This window comes from Novosphingopyxis baekryungensis DSM 16222 (genome assembly GCF_000420305.1).
GTDB lineage: Bacteria > Pseudomonadota > Alphaproteobacteria > Sphingomonadales > Sphingomonadaceae > Novosphingopyxis > Novosphingopyxis baekryungensis.
Map to the genome: position 1 here is coordinate 63,600 of NZ_ATUR01000005.1, position 18,469 is coordinate 82,068.

General features: G+C 65.4%; 17 protein-coding genes. 7 read left to right on the plus strand and 10 right to left on the minus strand.

Annotation, left to right across the window (positions count from 1 at the left end; translation table 11 throughout):
• The first annotated feature begins 1 nt into the window (after position 1).
• From G410_RS0109490 to G410_RS0109500, 3 genes are all read left to right on the plus strand, one after another.
• Positions 2–685 carry a TPM domain-containing protein gene (locus G410_RS0109490; protein WP_022673418.1) on the plus strand — a complete coding sequence of 228 codons (684 nt, stop codon included), beginning with the start codon at positions 2–4 and terminating at the stop codon, positions 683–685.
• A gap of 6 nt (positions 686–691) precedes the next feature.
• Positions 692–1,228, plus strand: a complete 537-nt coding sequence (locus tag G410_RS0109495; RefSeq protein WP_022673419.1) for an NUDIX hydrolase — start codon at positions 692–694, stop codon at positions 1,226–1,228.
• 118 nt (positions 1,229–1,346) lie between these two features.
• A complete protein-coding gene (locus G410_RS0109500) occupies positions 1,347–2,042 on the plus strand; it encodes a hypothetical protein (protein WP_033317557.1) in 696 nt (231 codons plus the stop codon).
• Here the strand turns inward: G410_RS0109500 and G410_RS0109505 are convergent.
• The 9 genes from G410_RS0109505 to G410_RS0109545 all read right to left on the minus strand — a co-directional run bounded on the left by G410_RS0109505 (position 2,039) and on the right by G410_RS0109545 (position 11,234).
• On the minus strand, positions 2,039–2,332 hold the full coding sequence (locus G410_RS0109505; protein WP_022673421.1) for a UvrB/UvrC motif-containing protein: 294 nt from the start codon (positions 2,330–2,332) through the stop codon (positions 2,039–2,041). The two genes, G410_RS0109500 and G410_RS0109505, sit on opposite strands and share 4 nt — an antisense overlap.
• Positions 2,333–2,391: 59 nt before the next feature.
• Positions 2,392–2,670 carry an ETC complex I subunit gene (locus G410_RS0109510; RefSeq protein WP_028971304.1) on the minus strand — a complete coding sequence of 93 codons (279 nt, stop codon included), beginning with the start codon at positions 2,668–2,670 and terminating at the stop codon, positions 2,392–2,394.
• Between the two features lie 262 nt (positions 2,671–2,932).
• Positions 2,933–5,374: an ATP-dependent helicase HrpB gene (hrpB, locus tag G410_RS0109515; RefSeq protein ID WP_028971305.1), complete on the minus strand. Its 2,442-nt coding sequence runs from the start codon at positions 5,372–5,374 to the stop codon at positions 2,933–2,935.
• Entirely contained in the window at positions 5,371–6,765 is a 1,395-nt protein-coding gene (locus tag G410_RS0109520) for an MATE family efflux transporter (protein WP_022673424.1), read from the minus strand. Before G410_RS0109520 ends, hrpB begins: the two co-directional genes overlap by 4 nt.
• Positions 6,766–6,771: 6 nt before the next feature.
• A complete protein-coding gene (locus tag G410_RS0109525) occupies positions 6,772–7,785 on the minus strand; it encodes a polyprenyl synthetase family protein (protein WP_022673425.1) in 1,014 nt (337 codons plus the stop codon).
• Positions 7,786–7,875: 90 nt separating this feature from the next.
• The gene (locus G410_RS0109530; RefSeq protein ID WP_028971307.1) at positions 7,876–9,186 is read right to left on the minus strand and encodes a sensor histidine kinase; all 1,311 of its coding nucleotides are present in this window, start codon (positions 9,184–9,186) and stop codon (positions 7,876–7,878) included.
• 116 nt (positions 9,187–9,302) lie between these two features.
• Positions 9,303–9,968: a response regulator transcription factor gene (locus G410_RS0109535; protein WP_022673427.1), complete on the minus strand. Its 666-nt coding sequence runs from the start codon at positions 9,966–9,968 to the stop codon at positions 9,303–9,305.
• Positions 9,969–10,102: 134 nt separating this feature from the next.
• The gene (locus G410_RS0109540; RefSeq protein ID WP_022673428.1) at positions 10,103–10,411 is read right to left on the minus strand and encodes a PepSY domain-containing protein; all 309 of its coding nucleotides are present in this window, start codon (positions 10,409–10,411) and stop codon (positions 10,103–10,105) included.
• A gap of 76 nt (positions 10,412–10,487) precedes the next feature.
• Entirely contained in the window at positions 10,488–11,234 is a 747-nt protein-coding gene (locus G410_RS0109545) for an SIMPL domain-containing protein (RefSeq protein ID WP_022673429.1), read from the minus strand.
• A gap of 295 nt (positions 11,235–11,529) precedes the next feature.
• On the opposite strand from G410_RS0109545, the gene cysD reads away from it, so the two are divergent.
• The 4 genes from cysD to G410_RS0109565 are packed head-to-tail and all read left to right on the plus strand — an operon-like array spanning position 11,530 to position 15,415.
• Positions 11,530–12,435, plus strand: a complete 906-nt coding sequence (gene cysD / locus G410_RS0109550; protein WP_028971308.1) for a sulfate adenylyltransferase subunit CysD — start codon at positions 11,530–11,532, stop codon at positions 12,433–12,435.
• On the plus strand, positions 12,435–14,354 hold the full coding sequence (gene cysN, locus G410_RS0109555; RefSeq protein WP_022673431.1) for a sulfate adenylyltransferase subunit CysN: 1,920 nt from the start codon (positions 12,435–12,437) through the stop codon (positions 14,352–14,354). Before cysD ends, cysN begins: the two co-directional genes overlap by 1 nt.
• Positions 14,355–14,369: 15 nt before the next feature.
• Positions 14,370–14,669, plus strand: coding sequence for a DUF2061 domain-containing protein (locus tag G410_RS16280; RefSeq protein ID WP_022673432.1), 300 nt, complete (start codon positions 14,370–14,372; stop codon positions 14,667–14,669).
• Positions 14,666–15,415, plus strand: coding sequence for a 3'(2'),5'-bisphosphate nucleotidase CysQ (locus G410_RS0109565; protein ID WP_022673433.1), 750 nt, complete (start codon positions 14,666–14,668; stop codon positions 15,413–15,415). The genes G410_RS16280 and G410_RS0109565 overlap by 4 nt, the downstream gene beginning before the upstream one ends.
• 123 nt (positions 15,416–15,538) lie before the next feature.
• Here the strand turns inward: G410_RS0109565 and G410_RS0109570 are convergent, their stop codons facing one another.
• Entirely contained in the window at positions 15,539–18,169 is a 2,631-nt protein-coding gene (locus tag G410_RS0109570) for a YadA-like family protein (protein ID WP_022673434.1), read from the minus strand.
• Positions 18,170–18,469: the final 300 nt, after the last annotated feature.

Sequence of the window (18,469 nt, forward strand, 5' to 3'; positions counted from 1 at the left end):
CATGCGCAAACCCGTCCGTCTGAGCGAGGAAGAACATCGCATGGTCAGCGCTGCGGTGGCGCGCGCGGAAGCGTCCAGCGATGGCGAAATCGTCACGATCGTCACCGATCTGTCCGATCATTATCAGGATATCGCCAGCCGCTGGGCCGCGGCCATGGCGCTGCTGTTCCTGATCGCACTGCCCATCACCCCCGGTTTCTGGCGCGATGCGATGGATCTGCTCAGCAGTGGCTGGTCCCAGGATTATTCCCCCGCCGCCTTCCTGACGGCGATCGCGGCGACGGCAGTGTTCATCTATTTCGTCGCGACCCTGATGCTGGAGAATATGTCGCTGCGCCTGGCGCTCACCCCCAAATCGGTGAAAGAAGACCGCGCCCGCGCCCGCGCCATCGATCTGTTCCGGGTCGGCACGGAAAGCCGGACCGATGGCAGAACCGGCATATTGATCTTCCTGTCGACCATGGAGCATCGCGCGGAAATCGTTGCCGACAGCGCGATTGCCGAGGTCGTCGCGCCGGAAGAATGGGCCGAGGCGATGGGCGCGATGATCGACGAAGTGAAACAGGGCCGCACCGGCGCAGGGATGATCGCCGCCGTCGACCGCGTCGGGACCATCTTGGCCAAACATTTCCCTAAATCGGACGGCAACCCCAATGAATTGCCCGACCGCCTGATCGAACTGTAGGACGCGATGGCCAGAAGCACCGAACCCACCGAGACCGTCTGGGAAGGCCAATATCTCGTCGCCAAAAAACGCGGCCGATGGGAATTCGTCGCGCGGCCAAGAAGCATCCGTGCGGCGGTGATCCTGGCCTTCGATGGCGACAAGGTCATTCTGGTCGAGCAATATCGCGAGCCGATGAGCCGCCCGTGCATCGAGCTGCCCGCCGGGCTGATCGGCGATGAAGACGGCGCGCAGGACGAAGACGATGCCGCCGCCGCCACGCGCGAGCTGGAGGAGGAAACCGGCTACCGCGCGGGCCGCATGGAATTCATGGGCGAATTCTATTCCTCGCCCGGCATGATGAGCGAAAGCTTCTCTCTGTTCCGCGCGCAGGATCTGGAGCGGGTCGGCGATGGCGGCGGCGTGGAGGGCGAGGACATCACCGTTCACCGCGTATCGCTCGCCGACCTGCCAGCGTTCACCGATAGGATGCGTGCGCGCGGCATGGGCATTGATGTGCGGGTGATGGCGCTGCTGATGTCCGGCTGGAACCTGCCGCGCTGATCCCATGCTGGCGATCGGCTGACCGTCATGTTCAGCCCGTCGACATATGCCGCCCGCCACTCTGCCTCCTATATTCAGGACGACGGACCGCCCGGTCCCAAGGCAACAGGTGATCGATATGCGTGCAATCATGACAGCGACGGCTTTGGCCGTGGCCGCGACGGCGACGGGCTACAGCCTCTTGTCGCCGGATCGGGCCGAGGCCCAGTCCAGCCGCACAGAGTCCAGCCGTGCAGCATCCAGCCGCGCAGACGCATGGAACATCGGCCCGATCATCAAGGGCCGGAACTATTCGCAGGGCATGCCCCTGTATCTGACGCCGACCCGCAACGGCTCCGCGTTCGATTTCCCCTATCCCAGCGCGCGCGCTGGCCATGTGCATTATGTTACCCGCGATACCGCTTCGATGGCCGGAGCCCGCCAGATCGTGCTGCGCTATCGTATCGATGCTGCGCCCGGCACCCGCTTCGTACCGCAGGAAGTTCCTGACCAGGCGGCCACATTATCGCTCTATTTTCAGCGGCGTGGCGACGATTGGAAAGCAAAGGGGGACCGGCAATATTATCGCTGGTATTCACCCAGCGGCGCACTGGTCGATCTGTCGCCCGGCGTGCACCGGCTGGCCGTGGACCTGAGCGCCCCGTGGATTTCGGTACTCGGCCGGAATTCGGTCGATCAGCCCCGGGCCTTTCGCGACGCCTTGGCCAATGCCGAAACGGTGGGCTTCACCTTTGGCTCTGCCGGTGGGCGTGGCCATGGCGTGTTCGCCACCGCCCCGGCCCGCTTCACGGTGCTGGATTTTAGCGTCCGCTAGGATTTCGAAGCATCGCCGCGGCGTCTGCTATGGCCCTTGGTCATCAGGTCCGGCTTCTTCGGCGGCTTCCACCCTTTGGGCGGGGAGACGCTCTGGCGGCTGGTGCCAAGGCCCATCGCGCCGGGTTTCTGGCGGGTGATACCGCTGGTATCGGCCGCCGCGACATCGCCGCTTTCGGCCCCGCCGCGCAGCAGATTGATCCGGTCCCGCAGGCGGGCCGCCAGTTCGAAATCGTCATTGGCGGCGGCGCGCTGCATGTCTTCACGCAACTGTTCGATCATATCGGTCATAGGGGACCAACGCATTGCGCCGTCAGACGCTGCACTCCGCAGCGCCAAACCGCGCGCGATCAGCGGAAATTATCAGCGTATGCCTGTATTTTCAGCGTCTTGCTGGGCGTCGGCACCAGCGTATAGGCAATGCCATTCTTCTCGGCATAGGCCTTGGCCGCGTCGCAGCTGGGGAAGCGCAGCGTGAGCTGTTGCTTGGTATCGCCCGATCCGGCCCAGCCGGTCAGCGGGTCCGCGCGCTTGGCTTCCGCCGCCTCATATTCCAATATCCAGCGATCGGTCAGCGCGCGGCCGGACTGCATGGCATGTTTGGGACGTTGATAGATGCGGGCGGTCATGCCGATTTCCTTGCCCCCGCCGCCGCGTGAAATCAAGATGGATCGTGGCGAGCCGCACCATGTTCCGCAATTGTTCTGGCAATATAGGATTTCGCTTGGCAGGCGGATGGGATGAACGCGTCGCCCTCCCCCCAATGCCGTCATCACCCCGAGCCAAGGGCAAAGGGGCAGTGCGCGCAACGCCGGCGCTTTTGCACGCGCAACAGGCACCCGGCACATTCCTGCTCTGGACTGTGTGACCTGTGTGAACCTGGCGCTGCGATCAGTGCCCTGTGCGCGCCTGCGCACGTTTGGTCTTCAGGCTGGCCGTCGCGTTCGCCGGATCGTCCGGCCAGTGATGGCGCGGATAGCGCCCGCGCATGTCCTTAGCGACATCGGCCCAGCTGCCGGTCCAGAAGGCAGGCAGATCGCGCGTGGTCTGCACCGGCCGTCCCGCCGGGCTGGTGAGCGACAGCACCAGCGGCACCGGCGGCCGCCCGACGGTTGGATGCACGGACAGGCCGTAAAAGGCCTGCACCCGCGCCTCCACCGTAGGGCCAGCCTCGGCGCTGTAATCGATCGCGTGCGTGGTGCCCGCCGGGGTGGTGAAGCGCGGCGGCGCGGCGGCGGCGATGCGCTGACCCTCGTCCCAGCCCAGCTGCGTTTCCAGCGCCTGGAACAGGGCGCCCGCGGGAATCGCATCGAAGCGCGTGATATCGATCAACAACGGCTCCAGCCACGCCCCCAGGCTGGCGAGCAACGCCGCATCGCCGAGCGCGTCCGATCCGGCAAAGGCCGCGCGGCGGCGTAGCGCGATGGCCGCCTCGCTCCATGGCAACAGCGCCAGCCCATGCGTCTCGACCGCCGCCAGCAGCGCCGCACGCACCGCCTCGGCATCGGGCGCGTCGTCCTGTCCCTTGCGCAGCGCGATGGCCCCCAGCCGCTCCTCGCGCATGGCCGCAATCCGCTGCGCCCTGGCATCGTACCGCACGGTCCGGCGCGTCTCGATACGCCCGGCGAACAGCGCGCGCAGGGCGTCTTCGCCAATCGCCGCGGCGGACAAGATGCGCGCGCCGCCAGCAGCGCCCTGCACGTCCGCGACGGCCAGCCAGTCCTGCTGTGCCAGCGGCGAGGCTGGATCGAGCCGGAAGCCGCGCCCGCCCGCCGATATCCAATCCGCCCCGTCCGCACTGCGCCGTCTGGCCAGCCGGTCCGGAAAGGCCAGCGCCACCATCGCGCCGATCGACAGCGGCTTGCCCTGCCCAGTCTTCACCAAGGCGGCCCAACGTTTGGCGAGGCCACGCGCCGCCTCCGCCTTGCGGCCCCGGTCGCCGCGCCAGCGCTGCAGCCGCCCCTCCAGATCCTCCCCGCGCCCGCCAAGCCCGCGCTCCTGGCACAGCACCGCCACCTCCGCGCCTTCGCGCGCCTGCCCGTGCGCGCCGGCGATCACCAGCATATGCGCCAGATGCGGCGGCATTGGCAGCGCGCTGAGCGCCGTGCCATGCGAGGTGATGTGACCATGCTCGTCGATGGCATCCAGCGCCTGCAAGGTGGCCCGCGCCTGGTTGAGCGCGGCGGCGGACGGGGGATCGAGCCAGCGCAGCGCCGCCGGATCGGCCTCCCCCCATTGCGCGCAATCGAGCACCAGCGGCGCCAGATCGCTCTCCAATATCTCCGGCGGATCATAGGGGATCAGCCCGCCGGTCGCCGCCTCCTCCCAAAGCCGGTACGCCGTGCCCGGCCCCTGCCGCGCCGCGCGCCCCGCCCGCTGGATCGCCCCGGCGCGGCTCACCCGTTCGGTCACCAGCCGGGGCGTGCCCGCCGCCAGATCGAAGCGCGGACGCCGCGCCAGACCGCTATCGACGACGATGCGCACGCCGTCGATGGTCAGGCTGGTTTCGGCAATGCTGGTGGCAAGGATGACCTTGCGATGCCTCTCCGGATCGGGCCGGATGGCGGCGCGCTGATCGGCGGGGTCGAGCGATCCGTGCAATGGCAGGATGCGGATTGCCGGGGGCAGACGCTCGGCCAGGCGCTCGCCGGTGCGCTCGATCTCTCCGACACCGGGCAGGAAGGCGAGCACATCGCCCTCCTGTTCGGACAGCGCCCGCTGGATCGCGCCGGCCATGTCATCCTCGATCCGCCGTTCGGCACGGCGACCGAGATGGACATGCTCCAGCACATGGCTGCGCCCCGCGCTCTCGATCACCGGGCATCCGTGCATCAAGGCCGAGAAGCGCGCGCCATCAAGCGTGGCGGACATGGCGAGCAACCGCAGATCGGGCCGGAACGCGGCCTGCGCTTCCAGCGCCAGCGCCAGGCTGAAGTCGCTGTCCAGGCTGCGCTCATGCACTTCGTCGAACAGCACGGCGGCAATGCCGGACAGCTCCGGATCGGCGATGATGCGGTTGCGGAAAATGCCTTCGGTCAGCACCAGAATGCGCGTTTTGGCCGATCGCCTGCTGTCCATGCGCGTGGCATAACCGATGCTCTGCCCCACCGGTTCACCCGCCAGCTCGGCCATGCGCTCGGCGGCGGCGCGGGCGGCCAGGCGGCGGGGGCTGAGCAGCCATATCTCGCCATCGCACCATGGTTCGCCAAGCAAGGCGGGCGCGGCCATCGTCGTCTTGCCCGCCCCCGGCGGTGCAACCAGAACGGCATGGGTGCCATCGCGCAGGGCCGCCCGCAGATCGGGCAGCACCGCCTCGATCGGCAGCGCGCTCATGGCGCGGTCGGCGCGAGCCCCAGACGCCCGCGCATCAGCCAGCGCCCGCACATCAGCACCGCTGTTGCGGCAAGACCGCCCGCCAGGCCGATCCAGACGCCGACGCCCGCCAGATCGGTATGAAAGGCCAGGTACCAGCCCAGGGTGAAACCGATGACCCAATAGCCAAGCCCGGCGAACAGCATGGGCACGCGCGTGTCCTGAATACCGCGCAAAAGCCCGGCGCCCACCGCCTGAAGCGAATCGACCAGTTGAAACACCGCCGCCACGCCGAGAAAGGCAACGGCCAAACGAAACACCTCGGCATCTTCCGCCGTGACGGGCCGCACGAACAGGCCGACCAACTCTTCCGGGATCAGCCACATGAGCAAAGAGGACAAGGCAGCGGATGCCAGGCCGAGCGCCAGTGCCACCTTGCCGGTGCGCGACAGGCCGATGCTGTCCGCCCGCCCATGGAAAATACCCGCGCGAACGGTTGCCGCCTGACCGATCGACAGCGGCACCATGAAGGCAAGCGCGGCGATCTGGATCGCCACGCTATGCGCAGCGAGCGAGGCGCGGCCGATCAGGCCCATCAGGAACACTGCGGCGGAGAAGACGGTGATCTCCATCGCATAGGTCATCGCGATCGGCAGGCCCACGCTGAAGATGGCGCGGAAACGCTGCCAGTCCGGCCGCCAGAAGTTGCCGAACAAACGGTAGCGGCGGAAGCGCCGCACGCCCGTCACCACCAGCACGCCGCCAATGCCCAGCACCGTCTGCGCCAGCGCGTTGGCAATCGCCGCCCCTTCCAGCCCCAGCTCCGGCAAACCAAAGGCGCCGAACACCAGTACCCAGCAAGCCAACGCGTTGAACCCCAGGCCAGCCATCATCACGTAGACGCCCCACATCGGCCGTTCCAGCGCGGTGACAAAATAGCGCAGCACCAGACCCACGAGCCAAGGGAACAGGCCCCACATGGCGATGCGCACGAAGCGCCCCGCCGCTTCGGACAGATCGGGCGACTGGCCGAGAAGCAGGTAGATCGCCTCGGCATGCCACAGGATCGCCCATACCGGGATGCAGATGGCGGCACTGGCCCAGATGGCCTGGCGCACGGTGCGCCGGATATCGCGAACGCTGTTGGAACGCGCGCCATATTCCGCGGCGATCAGCGGCGAGGTGGCGGTCACCAGCCCCATGCAGAACACGCCGAACACCCAGTAGAGATTCACGCCCAGCGCGGCAGCGGCCAGCGCGTCGACATCATAGCGTCCGAGGATCAGCACATCGGTGGTGTTGATCGCCGCCTGCGCCAGATTGCCGACGACCAGCGGCAACGCCAGGCGCAGCGTCAACAGGCCTTCACGCCGGAACGATCCGGCGGGGCTGGTGGTGGCAGCGGTGGTCACGACCGCCTAATAAGCGCGACTGATCGCGAACTCCACGGCTTCTATCAGGGCCGCTTTGGCCGGACCGGCGGGGAACGGCGCAATGGCATCGATGGCGCGCTGGCCATAATGCCGGGCACGCTCCAGGCTGTCGGCAATCGCGTCATGACTGTGCATCAGCTGTGTGGCATGCGCCAGATCATCATCCGATACGCGCCGCCCGGCCATGGCTTCGCGCCAGAAGGCCTGCTCTTCCTCATTGCCGCGCGCGAAAGCCAGAATGACGGGCAGCGTGATCTTGCCGTCGCGAAAATCGTCGCCCACGCCCTTGCCCATCGTCTCGCTGTCGGAAGCATAATCGATGGCATCGTCAACCAGCTGAAAGGCGATGCCGAGATTGCGGCCATAACGGTCGAGCGCCTCTTCCACCTTGTCGTCACGCTCGGCCACCACCGCGGCGATGCGGCAGGCGGCGGCGAACAGGGCGGCGGTCTTGGCACCGATGATGGTGAGATAATGCTCCTCATTCGTCGCCAGTTGGCGCTGCGCGGTCAGCTGGTCGACCTCGCCCTCGGCAATGACGGCGGACGCGTTGCTGAGAATTTTTAGCGCCTTCAGCGAACCGTCTTCGACCATCAGCTCGAAACTGCGCGAAAACAGGAAATCGCCCACCAGCACGGCCGCCGGATTGCCGAAGATCAGGTTCGCAGCCGTTTTGCCCCGGCGCATGTCCGATCCATCGACCACATCGTCGTGCAGCAAGGTTGCGGTGTGGATGAACTCCACCGCCGCCGCCAGCTTGTGGTGGCGGTCACCGGGATAATCGAGCAGCGATGCGCAGGCCAGCGTCAGCATCGGCCGCAACCGCTTGCCGCCCCCGGCGATGAGATGGCCGGCCAGTTCGGGAATGAGCGGGATCTTGGATTGCATGCGATCGAGAATCACGCTGTTCACGCGGTTCATGTCGCCCTGCACGAGCGTCATCATGGGTTCCAGGGAGGCCGCGTGGCCCGGCTTCAGCTGATGAACGTTCGTGGCCATGGTTGGCGGGATGTGGCAACTCGCCACGCCGAACGCAAGCGAAAGCGGGCGGCCTGCGCAACGCCGGTTCGAATCGGTGTCAGCGGCGGATCAATGGGCCGCCTTTGGAAGCCAGAGCCGCGCCAGCAATCCGCCCAGATCCTCGCTTTCCTCCAGCGTGATACCGCCTTCGTAGATCTCGGCCACATCGCGTACGATCGCAAGGCCGAGGCCGGTGCCGGGCTTGCCGGTGTCCAGCCGGGCGCCCCGCGCGAAGATGCGCTCACGCTCATCTTCGGGAATGCCCATCCCGTCATCCTCGACCTGAATTTCCACCCGGTCGGCCAGTTCTTCCACGGTCACGAACACGCTGCCGCCGCCATATTTGGCGGCATTTTCAATGAGGTTGCCCAGCATCTCGTCCAGATCCTGCCGCTCGCAGGCCACCGCGGCGTCTTTCGCACCGCTGATGTCCAACCGCACCGCCTCGTACAGGCGACCGACGGCGCGCTCGACCGATTCCAGCGAAGGCCAGACGTCCGCGCGGCTATGCGCATGCCCCCGCCGACCGACCGCACGCGCGCGCGCCAGATGGTGATCGACCTGACGGCGCATGGTGGTCGATTCGCGCATCACCACCTGATCGAGATCGGGCGCGCGGGCGGTGGCCGCGTTCATGATGACGGTCAGCGGGGTCTTGAGCGCATGGGCCAGATTGCCGGCATGTCGCCGCGCCTCCTCCGCCTGCCGCTCATTATGATCGAGCAGCGCGTTGAGCTCGCCGACCATGGGCATCACCTCTTCGGGAAAGGGATCGGTGATCCGGCTCTTGCGGCCGGACCGCATCTCGGCAATCGCAAGCCGCACCGAACGCAGCGGCCACAGGCCATATAGCGTCTGCAGCGCCGCCATCACCACCAGCCCGATGCCCAGAATGGCGAAGCTCACCAGCAGGGTGGATCGCAACTCCTTGACGTCCTTCGTCACCGTTTCGGTGCTCTGCGCGACCGCGAAATTCCAGCGAATGTCGCTGTCCGGCAGGATGATCGTCCGCTCGACCAGCCGGAGCGGTTCGCCCTGGAAGCTGTCCACATCGCGAAAATGCGGCCTGAGATAGGTCTCACCGGTGTTGACCGGCAAGGTACGATCCCACAGCGAGCGTGAGGGATAAGGCGCGTAGTCGCCGCCGGAAATCTGATAATAGAGGCCGCTATTGGGCTCCAGAAAGCGCTGGTCGCCAAGCGGCCGGACGAGGCGTACCTCGCCGACCGGGTCGATCTCGGCCGATGCGATCATCGCGGTCAGCACGTAATTGAGTTGATCGTCGAAATTGTTGGTGACCGAGCTCACCAGCACCCGGTCCAGCGCCAGCCCGCCGCCCAGCAACAGCACGCCGATCCACAGCGCTGCCACGCCGATCATGCGCTTGCTGAGCGAGCCGGTGTTCTGGGGTTGGCGGGCAGGGTCCGCATGGCCCGCAGCCGCCACGCCTTCGGGCGTGAGCGCAGCGGGCGCGGCATCGATGGCGGCGATCTGGTTCAGGCGTCGGGATCCTCAAGACTGTAACCCAGGCCGCGAATGGTGGTGATGACCTCCGCGCCCAGCTTCTTGCGAATACGCGTGACGAACACCTCGATGGTGTTGCTGTCCCGGTCGAAATCCTGATCGTAGATATGTTCGATCAGCTCGGTCCTGCTGACCACCTTGCCCTTGTGATGCATGAGATAGCTCAGCAGCTTATATTCCTGTGCGGTAAGCTTCACCGGCTCGCCGGCCAGCGTGACCTTGCCCGAGCGCGTGTCGAGCCGCACGTCGCCTGCGTTCAGCTCGCTCGATGCATTGCCGGACGCGCGGCGGATCAGCGCGCGCAGACGCGCGATCAGTTCTTCGGTCTGGAACGGCTTGGCCAGATAATCATCGGCCCCGGCGTCAAGACCGGCGACCTTGTCCGACCAACTGTCGCGCGCTGTCAGCACCAGCACGGGGAACTTGCGCCCCTCCTTGCGCCAGCGGTCCAGCACCGTCAGGCCGTCGATTTCGGGCAGGCCAAGATCGAGAATGATGGCATCGTAATTTTCGGTGGAGCCCATGAAATGGCCGTCTTCCCCGTCGGTCGACAGATCGACCGCATAGCCGATCCCCTCGAGCGTGGATTTCAACTGCTGGCCGAGCGTGGGTTCGTCTTCGACGATTAGGACGCGCATCATATTCTCCGGATTGCCTGACGATATCAGTCTGTACTGCTGCGTAACGATTAGGGCAGCACTTAGTTCACGGCAATTGCATTGCTACGGCATGGCGACTTCGGCAGCCCACCGCCGCCCGGCACGTCTCCGCCTCAGCGGGTGGCGATGATCTTGCCGGTGGTGGCATCCACCTCGACAAAATAGACCCGGCCATCCTTGAGGAACTTGAGCCGATAAATCTGCTCGCGCGGGAAATATTCCGGGCCGAGATATTGCATGCCGCGCATCTTGGGCAGCACCAGCTGCTCGATCTCGCGCAGGCTCATCGTTCGTCCGGACGCCAGATGATTGCGCGCCCGGTCGCTGTCGTCATGGGATTGCGCATTGGCATAGGTTGCCAGCGGCACCATCGGCGCTGTGGCCGTCAGCATCGCGGCAATCAGGAGGGACGTTATTCGCATCGTCCCTCCCCTCTAGCCATAAACCATTGAACCTTTTGTGAATGTGTCTGTCAGCCAGCGTATCACAAGGAAAAGGCTATCGGACCATCTCATAATCGAACGCCACCGTCACACTGGTGCCGACTTCACCGGGCTGCACAGGGGCGGATGCGTCCTCGGCCTTGAGCCGCGCGGCCATCGGGCGTGGCGGCTGCGGTTCGCCGCCGCCATTGAACACCGCCTCGGAAATGCTGAGGAGGCGGATATCCGAATAGCCCGCCGCCTTGGCATAAGCGAGCGCCTGGGCCTGCGCACTGCGGATCGTTCTGGCACGCGCTTCGGCTTTCACTGCCATATCGTCGGCAATGAAGAAACGTGGGCCGTTGAGATTGTCCGCGCCGCCCGCCACGATCTTGTCCAACATATCGCCCAGTCGGTCGATCTTGCGCACCGTCACGGTGACCATGTTGCTCACCTGATAGCCGGTGAACTGACGCTCGCCATCGCGCGGATAGTCATATTGCGCATTCAGGCTGATGCCGCTGGTCTGGATATCCTTGTCTTCCACGCCGAGCGCCTTGATCCGCTTGATCAGGGCCTGCATCTGCTGGCTGTTCTGGCGCAGCGCCGCGCTGGCCGTGGGCGCCGTGGTGGTCACGCCGGTGCCAAAGCTGGCCGCATCCGGGCTGGAGCGGACCTCTTCGGTCACGCTCAGCGAGATGACCGGGCCTTGCGAGGGCACCTGCACCTGCGCCGCAGATGCCGCCGATGCTGGCAGGGCCATGGCAGCAGGCAGGGCTGCGCCCAGCAGAAGGGCAAGGGCGGGACGGCGAAAATAGGTCATCGGTACACTCCATGTTCGTTTCGCTGCAGCAATGGATCAGACAAGCTGCCGGTTCCCTGAACGAACCGCCATCGCGCGGCGGGCATCGCAGAGACCGCAATTGCGGGGCCGGGCATCGCAGGGACGGACGAAAGCTGCGGTATGGCGGCCTGAAACAATGGTTGGGCCGGGCACGCCCGCCGCGTCTTGAAGGGCTTTGGCCGATGTCATAGCTCCTCTGGCACAGCCTGTGATCTGCGTCTTCGCCCGTGCGCACGATCTTTTCTATTCCATCGTGCGAGCAAGCGAGCCCATCATGTCCGCCACCAACCTGACCCATCTGCAGCGGCTCGAGGCCGAGAGCATCCACATCATGCGGGAAGTGGCGGCAGAAACGGAAAAGCCGGTGATGCTCTATTCGGTGGGCAAGGACAGCGCGGTGATGCTGCATCTGGCCAAGAAGGCCTTCTACCCCTCTCCCCCGCCCTTCCCGCTGATGCATGTCGACACGACCTGGAAATTCCAGGCAATGTACGCCCTGCGCGAAAAGGCCGCCGCCGATGCCGGCATGGAGCTGATCGTCCATCAGAATCCGGAGGCCAAGGAACGCGGGATCAATCCGTTCGATCATGGCGCCATGCACACCGATATGTGGAAGACCGAGGGGCTGAAACAGGCGCTCGACCTGCATGGGTTCGATGCGGCCTTTGGCGGCGCGCGGCGCGACGAGGAAAAAAGCCGCGCCAAGGAGCGCATCTTCTCCTTCCGCACCGCCAATCACCGCTGGGACCCGAAGAACCAGCGCCCCGAATTATGGAAGCTCTACAACACGCGCAAGGCGGCGGGCGAAAGCATCCGCGTCTTCCCGCTGTCCAACTGGACCGAGCTGGATATCTGGCAATATATCCATCTGGAAAATATCGAGATCGTGCCGCTCTATTTCAGTGCCCCGCGCCCGACCGTGGAGCGCGACGGCATGCTGCTGATGGTCGATGACGATCGCTTCCGTTTCCGGGATGGCGAGCAGCCGGTCACCCGCTCGATCCGCTTCCGCACGCTGGGCTGCTACCCGCTGACCGGCGCGGTCGAGAGCGAGGCGGCCACCCTGCCCGAGATCATCCAGGAAATGCTGCTGACCACCACCTCGGAACGGCAGGGCCGCGCGATCGATCACGATCAGTCCGCCAGCATGGAAAAGAAGAAGCAGGAGGGCTATTTCTGATGGCCGATGTCGAAACGATCTATGAGACCGACGCGCTGATTGCGGAGGATATCGACGCCTATCTGGAGCAGCATCAGCACAAGAGCATGTTGCGCTTCATCACCTGCGGCAGCGTGGACGATGGCAAATCCACGCTGATCGGCCGGTTGCTGTATGATTCGAAGATGATCTTCGAAGATCAGCTGGCGGCGCTGGAGGCGGACAGCAAAAAGCAGGGCACACAGGGCCAGAATATCGATTTCGCGCTGCTGGTCGACGGTCTGGCGGCGGAGCGCGAGCAGGGCATCACCATCGATGTCGCCTATCGCTTTTTCTCCACCGAGAAGCGCAAGTTCATCGTCGCCGATACGCCGGGGCATGAGCAATATACGCGCAACATGGTCACCGGCGCCTCGACCGCCGATCTTGCCGTCATCCTGGTCGATGGCCGCAAGGGCGTGCTCACGCAGACGCGGCGGCACAGCTTCCTGGCCAATCTGGTCGGCATCGACAATATCGTGCTGGCCGTGAACAAGATGGATCTGGTCGATTACGATCAGGCAAGGTTCGACGCCATTGTGGCCGACTATCGCCAGTTCGCGCAGCGGATCGGCATCCAGGATTTCACCGCCATTCCCATCTCCGGGCTGGCGGGCGACAATATCGCCTCGAAAAGCGACGCCACCCCCTGGTATGACGGGCCGACGCTGATCGAGCATCTGGAAACGGTCGAGCTGGGCATCGACGCGCGGCAGGACGGTGCCTTCCGCCTGCCGGTGCAATGGGTCAACCGGCCCGATCTGGATTTTCGCGGCTTCTCCGGCCAGATCGCCGGCGGCACCGTCAGGCCGGGTGACGAGGTGCGGATCGTGCCGTCCGGCAAGACCAGCCGGATTGCGCGCATCGTCACCTTCGATGGCGATCTGGACGAAGCGGTGGCCGGCCAGTCGGTCACGCTGGTGCTCGCAGACGAAGTCGATTGCTCGCGCGGCGATGTGATCGCCGCTGCCGCCGCGCCCCCGCAAGTGGCCGATCAGTTCGAGGCGACGATCGTCTGGATGGACGACGAGGCGCTGCTGCCCGGGCGGTCCTATGCCATGAAGATCGGATCGCAGCTGGTGCAGGCCAGCGTGCAGGAACCCAAATATCAGATCGACGTCAACAGCATGGACCGTCTGGCGGCCAAGACGCTGGAACTCAACGCCATCGGCGTTGCCGAGATCGCGACCAACAAGCCGATCGTGTTCGAAAGCTATGACGACAATCGCGATCTGGGCGGCTTCATCCTGATCGACCGGTTCACCAATGCCACGGTGGCGGCGGGCACCATCCATTTCGCGCTGCGCCGCTCGCAAAATGTGCATTGGCAGGCGCTGGAGGTGGGCCGCGAGGGCCATGCCGCGCTGAAAAACCAGCAGCCGCGCGTGCTGTGGTTCACCGGCCTGTCCGGATCGGGCAAATCGACCATCGCCAATCTGGTGGAGAAGAAGCTGCACGCCATGGGCAAGCACACCTTCCTGCTGGATGGCGACAATGTGCGCCACGGCCTCAACCGCGATCTGGGCTTTACCGATGCCGACCGGGTGGAAAATATCCGCCGGATCGGCGAGGTCGCGCGGCTGATGACCGATGCCGGGCTGATCGTGCTGACCGCGTTCATCTCTCCCTTCCGCGCCGAACGGCAGCTGGTGCGCGGCATGATGGCGGACGGCGAATTTACCGAGATTTACGTGCGCACGCCGATGGAAGTGGCCGAAGCGCGCGACGTCAAGGGCCTCTACGCCAAGGCCCGCGCCGGACAGCTGAAGAATTTCACTGGCATTGACAGCCCCTATGAAGAACCCGAAGCTCCGGAAATGTCCGTCGACACGGTGGAAATGACAGCGGAAGAAGCGGCCGAGGCGATTGTCGAAAAATTGCTCGCCGGGGGGTTCGATTAACAGCGGGGGCTGCGTGTGTTTCTATTCAACGGCAAGGAAAAGCATAGCCGGTCGATCGCCAAGGCCATCAGCTGGCGGATGCTCGGCAGCATCGATACCTTTTTACTGAGCTGGCTGTTCACCGGCAATCCGGCCGCCGCCGGGGCGATTGCGTCGACCGAGGTGGTGACCAAGATCCTGCTCTATTATTTTCACGAGCGCCTGTGGTCGTCCTTCGCATGGGGTCTGCCCAAGGATAGCGGCCCAGCCGCCGCGCCGCCCTCCAGCCTGCGCCCGGTAACGGACAATGCCCATGGCGGGAGTATGACGGAATGAACGATATCGAGCTGGCCGTCCATCTGGCCGAGGGCGCTGGCCGGTTGCTGCTCGATCTGCGCGACAGCGGCAGCTTTTCCGGCAAGGAGCTGGGCAGGCAAGGCGATGCCAGAGCCAATGCCTGGTTGATGGCCGAACTGGCGACGCATCGCCCGGACGACGGCGTGCTGTCCGAAGAAACGAAGGACACCCCCGCCCGCCTGTCCAAATCGCGCGTGTGGATCATCGATCCGGTGGATGGCACCCGCGAATATGGCGAAGGGCGCGCCGACTGGGCCGTCCATATCGGCCTTACCACCGATGGCATCGCCAGCCTGGGCGCGGTCGGACTGCCGGCGGAGGACTTAATTTTGCGCAGCGATCCGCCGGCCAGCCTTCCCGCCGCCGCCGATCCACCCCGCATGGTTGTGAGCCGCACCCGGCCCGCCGCCGAAGCATTGCACGTTGCCGAAGCACTGGGCGCCGCGCTGATCCCGATGGGCTCTGCCGGGGCCAAGGCCATGGCGGTCGTGCGCGGCACCGCCGATATCTATCTGCATTCGGGCGGACAGTATGAGTGGGACAATGCCGCTCCTGTGGCCGTAGCCGCCGCCGCCGGTCTGCACTGCTCGCGTATCGACGGGCGTGCGCTGCGCTATAATCGCGAAGACGTGTCGCTGCCGGATCTGCTCATCTGCCGCAAGGAAGCAGCGGACACCATCCTGCGGACCATTGCCGACATGCCGGCGTCCGGCCCGGCAACATAAGTCCGGCGGTCGTCAGGCCGGCATCATCCAAACACGCGAACCGCCGCTATCCGATCCCGACATGAAAAGGGTGGCCGAAGCATATAGCCCCGGCCACCCGCTCATTTACGCGATACAGATGGCTTAGAAAGCGACCTGGAAGCCGCCGCGCGCGCCCACTTCCCCGCTGTCGAACCCAACACCGAGACCGGCCGAGACCGAGGCGTTTTCACCCACGCGGGCCGTGACAGCCGTGGCCGCCGCTGCACGATCGGAGAAATAACCGACGCCGCCCGACAGGGCGAAGTTGGTGCCCGGCAGCAGCGCAGGCGATTCCATCGCCAGCGCAATCGCAACGCCTTCATTGGCCCGCCGGATGTCCTGACGGTTCGTTTCGGACAGGCTGTACAGACTGGTCACATCGCCCTGCAGCCCTGCGATCGAACTGGTGTTGGCCGAGATTGCCGCCGTATTGGCCGCCACCGCCGTACCCGTAGCGATGTTGGTGGTGGTGCCGAGTGTGCCGGTGCCATCAGCCGTCACGACCGAGATCGTGCCGGTCTGATACTGCCCGCTGGTGCCCAGCCCGGCCACGACGACCTGACCGTCATTGGTCGCCCGCGCGCCGTTACCAATGGCAACGGAGTTGGTGCCCGAAGCCACCGCTTGGTTGCCCAGCGCGATCGATCCGGAGCCAGAGGCAAGGGCAGCTTCACCTGCTGCCAGCGACCGTACGCCGCTGGCATTGGCCAGATGGCCCAGGGCCGTGGCGCGTTCCGCCGTCGCTTCGGCCCGCCAGCCATAAGCGGTGCCGGCGGTTGCCGTCGCCAGCGCTTGGCCACCCACCGCCGTGGAGGATGCGCCGGTCGCCTGCGTTGCGCGGCCGCCATTGGTACCACCATCGCGGTTTCCGCCAATGGCCACCGCGTCTCCGCCGCTGGCCAGCGCCGTGTTGCCGATGGCGATGGCATTGCTGCCCGATGCCACGGCATCTTCCGCACCGGCAAAGCTCTGGGCACCCGACGCCACGGTCTGGTGGCCAACCGCCGTGGCCATCGCCCCGGTTGCTTCAGCCTGCCAGCCAAGCGCCGTTGCGCCCGGCGTCGTGGCCACACTCTGGCCGCCAATAGCGGTGGTCGAGTTGCCCATGGCCAGCGAGTCCGCACCCAGCGCAACCGAATCGACGCCCGTGGACGAAGCGCGCGCGCCGATGGCCACGGCGTTGGTGTTGGTGGCCGCAGCGTTGCCGCCGATCGCGATGGATTCCGCGCCGGTAGCGGTCGGCGTGGCGCCGGTGCTGTTGACATTCGTATAGGCGCTGCCCCCGGCGACGCCCACAAGCGCGGCCCCGAGCTGGGCGACATTCACCGCGTCCGTGCTCTGCGTGCCAGCGGCTACGTTGGTGATCTGGCGCTCGGCCCCTGCGGCACCGATCGACAGCGTGTTGGCACGGTTGGCGACCGAGCTGGCACCCAGCGCGATGGAGTTGGCCGCAGCAGCGGAGGCAAGATCGCCAATGGCAATCGCCTGCATCTGCGTGGCGGACGCCGCCTCACCGATCGCAACCGAACGCACGCCGGTGGCGGTGGCGAGATGGCCAAGCGCGGTGGCCCGCTCCGCGCTGGCTTCCGATCGCCAGCCAAACGCTGTCGCGGCGGTCGCGGTAGCAAGCGCCTGTCCGCCGACCGCGGTCGACGATGCGCCGGTGGCCTGCGTTGCGCGGCCTCCGTTCATGGCGCCATCGCGGTTTCCGCCGATGGCCACTGCATCACCGCCGCTGGCAACAGCCGTGTTGCCGATGGCAATGGCATTATTGCCTGACGCAACAGCATCTTCGGCTGCGGCAAAGTTCTGATCACCGGACGCGGTCGTCTGGTGGCCAACGGCTGTTGCCATTGCGCCAGTGGCACTGGACTGCCAGCCAAGTGCAGTGGCACCCGGCGTCGATGCCACGCTTTCACCGCCCAGGGCCGTCGTCGAATTGCCGGCGGCAACCGCCGTATCGCCGATGGCCAAGGCGTCGATGCCATTTGCAATGGATTCGTTGCCGATGGCGGTGGCGTTATCGCCCTGCGCATCGGCATTCTCACCGATCGCTACCGAACGCACGCCAGTCGCCGTGGCGAGATGGCCGACGGCGGTGGAACGCTCGCCCGAAGCCGTCTGCCAGCCGAGAGCCGTCGAGCCGGGACCGGTGGCAACGCTCTCGCCGCCAACGGCGGTCGTCGAATTGCCAGTGGCCTGTGCGGTGTCACCGATCGCCAAGGCGTCGATGCCATTTGCGATGGACTCGTTACCGATCGCGGTGGCGTTATTCCCCTGCGCATCGGCATTTTCGCCAAGCGCAACCGAACGCACGCCGGTGGCCGTGGCCAGATGGCCAACGGCGGTGGAGCGCTCTCCAGCGGCGGTCTGCCAACCGAGCGCGCTGGCGCCTGGGCCGGTTGCGATGCTTTCACCGCCAATGGCGGTGGTGGAATTGCCGGTGGCATTGGCGCTGTCGCCCACGGCCAGCGCGTCGACGCCATCGGCGCTCGCACCATTGCCCACGGCGGTCGAATTTTCGGAAGCGGCTGTCGCATTGGGGCCGCAGGCCAGGCTGGCTGCGCCCGTGGCGTCCGCGCCGGCATCGGTGTCGCCCGCGTCCAGAACACCGTTATTATTGGTATCCAATATACACTCATTTTGCGCCTGTGCCGGCGATGCCAGGGCAATGGCGCTGGCGCTTGTCGCGATCAGCAGCGCAAGGCGAGCTGAAGTTTTATTATATGTCATGTGATGTTCCCTCTTCCGTTATTCCCGGCCGCTGCCGCACGGACAACAGCTGTGCATCAGACTGATAAAACGCGAAAAAGTTTCATTATCACTCTGATTTTATTAGAAAAATGGGAATAATAGCCGGCAGCGTGGCTGCCGGATCCAGCATCTTTATACACGGACAAGGGGATTTCCCCGTGCCTGCGCCCAGTTTCTATTAACCTTACGGAAAGCTTAGCGGCTTGGACGCAGCCCGATCGAAATAAGCAGCTGAAACAAACAGCAGGGGTCTGCGCTGGCCGTTTTTGCCGCGGCCAG

What these genes read in the sequence shown, in the direction of transcription:
- G410_RS0109570 (WP_022673434.1), bottom strand. Translation starts at nt 18,169, where the DNA reads ATGACATATAATAAAACTTCAGCTCGCCTTGCGCTGCTGATCGCGACA.
- G410_RS0109495 (WP_022673419.1), top strand. Translation starts at nt 692, where the DNA reads ATGGCCAGAAGCACCGAACCCACCGAGACCGTCTGGGAAGGCCAATAT.
- G410_RS0109545 (WP_022673429.1), bottom strand. Translation starts at nt 11,234, where the DNA reads ATGACCTATTTTCGCCGTCCCGCCCTTGCCCTTCTGCTGGGCGCAGCC.
- G410_RS0109540 (WP_022673428.1), bottom strand. Translation starts at nt 10,411, where the DNA reads ATGCGAATAACGTCCCTCCTGATTGCCGCGATGCTGACGGCCACAGCG.
- G410_RS0109530 (WP_028971307.1), bottom strand. Translation starts at nt 9,186, where the DNA reads ATGATCGGCGTGGCAGCGCTGTGGATCGGCGTGCTGTTGCTGGGCGGC.
- G410_RS0109525 (WP_022673425.1), bottom strand. Translation starts at nt 7,785, where the DNA reads ATGGCCACGAACGTTCATCAGCTGAAGCCGGGCCACGCGGCCTCCCTG.
- G410_RS0109505 (WP_022673421.1), bottom strand. Translation starts at nt 2,332, where the DNA reads ATGACCGATATGATCGAACAGTTGCGTGAAGACATGCAGCGCGCCGCC.
- cysN (WP_022673431.1), top strand. Translation starts at nt 12,435, where the DNA reads ATGGCCGATGTCGAAACGATCTATGAGACCGACGCGCTGATTGCGGAG.
- G410_RS0109535 (WP_022673427.1), bottom strand. Translation starts at nt 9,968, where the DNA reads ATGCGCGTCCTAATCGTCGAAGACGAACCCACGCTCGGCCAGCAGTTG.
- G410_RS0109565 (WP_022673433.1), top strand. Translation starts at nt 14,666, where the DNA reads ATGAACGATATCGAGCTGGCCGTCCATCTGGCCGAGGGCGCTGGCCGG.
- G410_RS0109500 (WP_033317557.1), top strand. Translation starts at nt 1,347, where the DNA reads ATGCGTGCAATCATGACAGCGACGGCTTTGGCCGTGGCCGCGACGGCG.
- G410_RS0109490 (WP_022673418.1), top strand. Translation starts at nt 2, where the DNA reads ATGCGCAAACCCGTCCGTCTGAGCGAGGAAGAACATCGCATGGTCAGC.
- cysD (WP_028971308.1), top strand. Translation starts at nt 11,530, where the DNA reads ATGTCCGCCACCAACCTGACCCATCTGCAGCGGCTCGAGGCCGAGAGC.
- G410_RS0109510 (WP_028971304.1), bottom strand. Translation starts at nt 2,670, where the DNA reads ATGACCGCCCGCATCTATCAACGTCCCAAACATGCCATGCAGTCCGGC.
- hrpB (WP_028971305.1), bottom strand. Translation starts at nt 5,374, where the DNA reads ATGAGCGCGCTGCCGATCGAGGCGGTGCTGCCCGATCTGCGGGCGGCC.